The organism is Micromonospora tarensis (genome assembly GCF_016803395.1).
Lineage (GTDB): Bacteria > Actinomycetota > Actinomycetes > Mycobacteriales > Micromonosporaceae > Micromonospora > Micromonospora tarensis.
The window spans coordinates 1-2,836 of the sequence record NZ_JAEVHL010000430.1; the positions used below are offsets into that span (position 1 = coordinate 1).

Genomic DNA, 2,836 nt, shown 5'->3' on the forward strand with positions numbered 1-2,836 from the left:
TTGGGGCCTCTGGGGGCGTCAGGGTGGTCGGGTGGACGTTTTCGTCTCGGCCCGGGCCTACGCCTACGACGCTGACCCTGGTGTTGCAGAGTTCTTCGACCCGCGCGATGTAGCGGCGGGCGTTCTCCGGGAGGTCCTCGGCGGTGCGGGCCTTGGTGATGTCCTCCCACCAGCCGTCGAGTTCCTCGTAGACCGGCTTGGCGTGGTGGAAGTCCGTCTGGCTCATCGGCATGTCGTCGACCCGGACGCCGTTGATCTCGTAGCCGACGCAGATCGGCACCTTGGGCATGCCGGTGAGCACGTCCAGCTTGGTGATGACCAGGTCGGTGACACCGTTGAGGCGGCAGGCGTACCGCGCCACGACCGCGTCGAACCACCCGCAGCGGCGCTCCCGCCCGGTGGTGGTGCCGTACTCCGCGCCGATCTTGCGCAGGTGGTCGCCGTTGGCGTCGAACAGTTCGGTCGGGAACGGCCCCGCTCCGACCCGGGTGGTGTACGCCTTACTCACCGCGATCACCCGGTTGATCGCGGTCGGCGGGATGCCGGCGCCCACGCAGGCGCCACCGGCGGTCGGGTTGGACGAGGTCACGAAGGGGTACGTGCCGTGGTCCATGTCGAGCATGGTGGCCTGGGCGCCCTCCAGCAGCACCGTGTCACCCTGGTCCAGGGCGTCCCAGAGCATCGCCCGGGTCTCCGCGATGTACGGCTTGAGCCGTTCCGCGTACTCCAGGTACTCCTCGACGGTCGCCTCGAGATCGATCGCCTTGCGGTTGTAGACCTTGAACAGGATCTGGTTCTTCTCGCGCAGCGCGAGTTCCAGCTTCTTGCGCAGGATGCCCGGGTCGAGCAGGTCCTGGAGGCGGATGCCGATCCGAGCGACCTTGTCCCCGTACGCCGGGCCGATGCCCCGCCCGGTGGTGCCGATCCGGGACGAGCCGAGGTAGCGCTCGATGACCCGGTCCAGCGCCCGGTGGTGCGGCATGATCAGGTGCGCGTCGCCGGAGATCCGCAGCCGGGACACGTCGACGCCGCGCTCGGCCAGGCCGTCGATCTCGGCGAGCAGCACCTTCGGGTCGACCACCACGCCGTTGCCGATGATGATCATCGCGTTGGGTGAGAGCGCACCGGAGGGCATCAGGTGCAGGGCGTACTTCTGGCCGTCCGGGGTGATCACCGTGTGCCCGGCGTTGTTGCCGCCGGAGTAGCGCACGACGTAGTCGACCCGCTCACCCAGCAGGTCGGTAACCTTGCCCTTGCCCTCGTCGCCCCACTGAGCGCCGATGAGCACGATCGCTGGCATCTTTTCCGCCTCCAGAAGGCTCGGGTGCCAGGTGGCGACCGCTCGGCGAGCCCGGGGTGTCAGGTTAACAAGTAGTGACGGCGTGGCCGGCAGGGGTCGCGTCGAGAGGCAGGAGGCTCCTTCCGTGTACGACGTGGTGCTGCTCACCCTCGGTTCGGAGCGGGACGCTCCCGGGGGCTGTGGCAGCGGAGGAGCCTGCTGCGGCGGCGCGACCGGGACCGACACCAAACCGACCGGCCAAACCGGCGGGGACACCGGGCACTGCGCCACCGAGCGGCCCCGGGTGCCGGTGCTGGCCTGCGCCGACGCGCTGAACGCCCGGGGCGCTCGGGTGGAGATGGTCACCGCCCGCTCGGACGCGGAGATCGACGCGGTGTTGGCCCGGTTCGACGGCCCGGCCCGCCCGGACAGCCTCACCTGGCCGGACCTGGACGGCAAGACCCGGCTGGTCGTCGCCACGGCCAGCGACGGGCAGTTGCGCGCCGTGCTGCGCCGGTTGGTCAAGCGGTACGCCCCAGCGCCGAGCAAGCGACCGGCGGATCTGCCCGGCAACCGGACACTGCCCGATCTGCCGCCGGTGGCCGTACTCCCGCTCGATCCGGCCCGTGGCGGCACCCACCGCGACCTGGCCGCGCAGCTCGGGCTGCCCCGTGACCCGGCGGCGGTGGCCGCCGCTGTGCTGGACGGCACGCCGCGCCGGCTGGACCTGCTCCGCAACGACGGCGGTTCGGTGACCCTCGACGGCGCGCTGCTCGGCGCGGCCGACGACGACGGCCGGCCGCTGCACTGGCGGGCCCGGGTGGAGGTGGACGACACCATCCTCAGCAACGGCGACGAACCGCTGCTGGCCTGCGCCGTCGGCAATGCCGGCGGGTACGCGACGCTCGACGACGTGGCGCTGCTGAGCGCGCCGGACCCGGCCGACGGCCAGGTCGAGGTCGCGGTGGCCGTCCCGGTGGTCGTCCGCTCGGCGTTGGGGCGCAAACGGGTACGCCTCGAAGTCCGGCGGGCCCGTGGGCGGGCGGTGTCGGTGCTGCCCAGGGAAGGCAAGGTGCCGTACCTCGACGACGGCGTCGAGGGCGAGCTGACCCGCAAGCGTTCCTGGTGGATCGAGCCGGCCGCCTGGGCGGTCTGGTCGAGCTGACCCCGGCGGCGCCGAGCGGCCGAGCTGGCTGCGCCGACCGGTCCTCCCGGACGAATGGGCCTATCCTCGCAGGAGGACTGGGGAGGGCCGTAATGGACGAGAACGCCGACCGGGCGCAGGTGCCCGGCCAGCAGCCGGTGCCGGAGCGGGACATCGAACCACTGTGGCCGCCGGATTCGGGCGACGGGGGCGCTGGTGGTGCCGTGCCACCCTGGGCGGCGGTCGCCGAACACCGGGGTGGGCCGCCGTCGGTCACGTCGCCGGTGACACCGCCGGTGGCCGCACCGCCGAGCGGACGGCCGCCGGTCCCCGGTCAACCCGGCGCCGCGGCCCTGCCGCCGCCGTCACCGTCGGACTACCCCTCGCTCACCGGGGCGGTTCCGGCACCCGGT

At 72.4% G+C, this 2,836-nt stretch carries 2 protein-coding genes and 1 pseudogene; 2 read left to right on the forward strand and 1 reads right to left on the reverse strand.

Annotated elements, in window-relative coordinates; genetic code table 11:
• Positions 1-1,300: adenylosuccinate synthase (locus JM949_RS35085; RefSeq protein ID WP_203152359.1), on the reverse strand; the 1,300-nt coding region annotated here is incomplete at its 3' end.
• A gap of 124 nt (positions 1,301-1,424) precedes the next feature.
• On the opposite strand from JM949_RS35085, the gene JM949_RS35090 reads away from it, so the two are divergent.
• Positions 1,425-2,444, forward strand: coding sequence for a diacylglycerol kinase family protein (locus tag JM949_RS35090; RefSeq protein ID WP_203152360.1), 1,020 nt, complete (start codon positions 1,425-1,427; stop codon positions 2,442-2,444).
• Positions 2,445-2,536: 92 nt separating this feature from the next.
• Positions 2,537-2,836, forward strand: a pseudogene (locus tag JM949_RS35095) (chromosome partitioning protein); the annotation flags it as partial.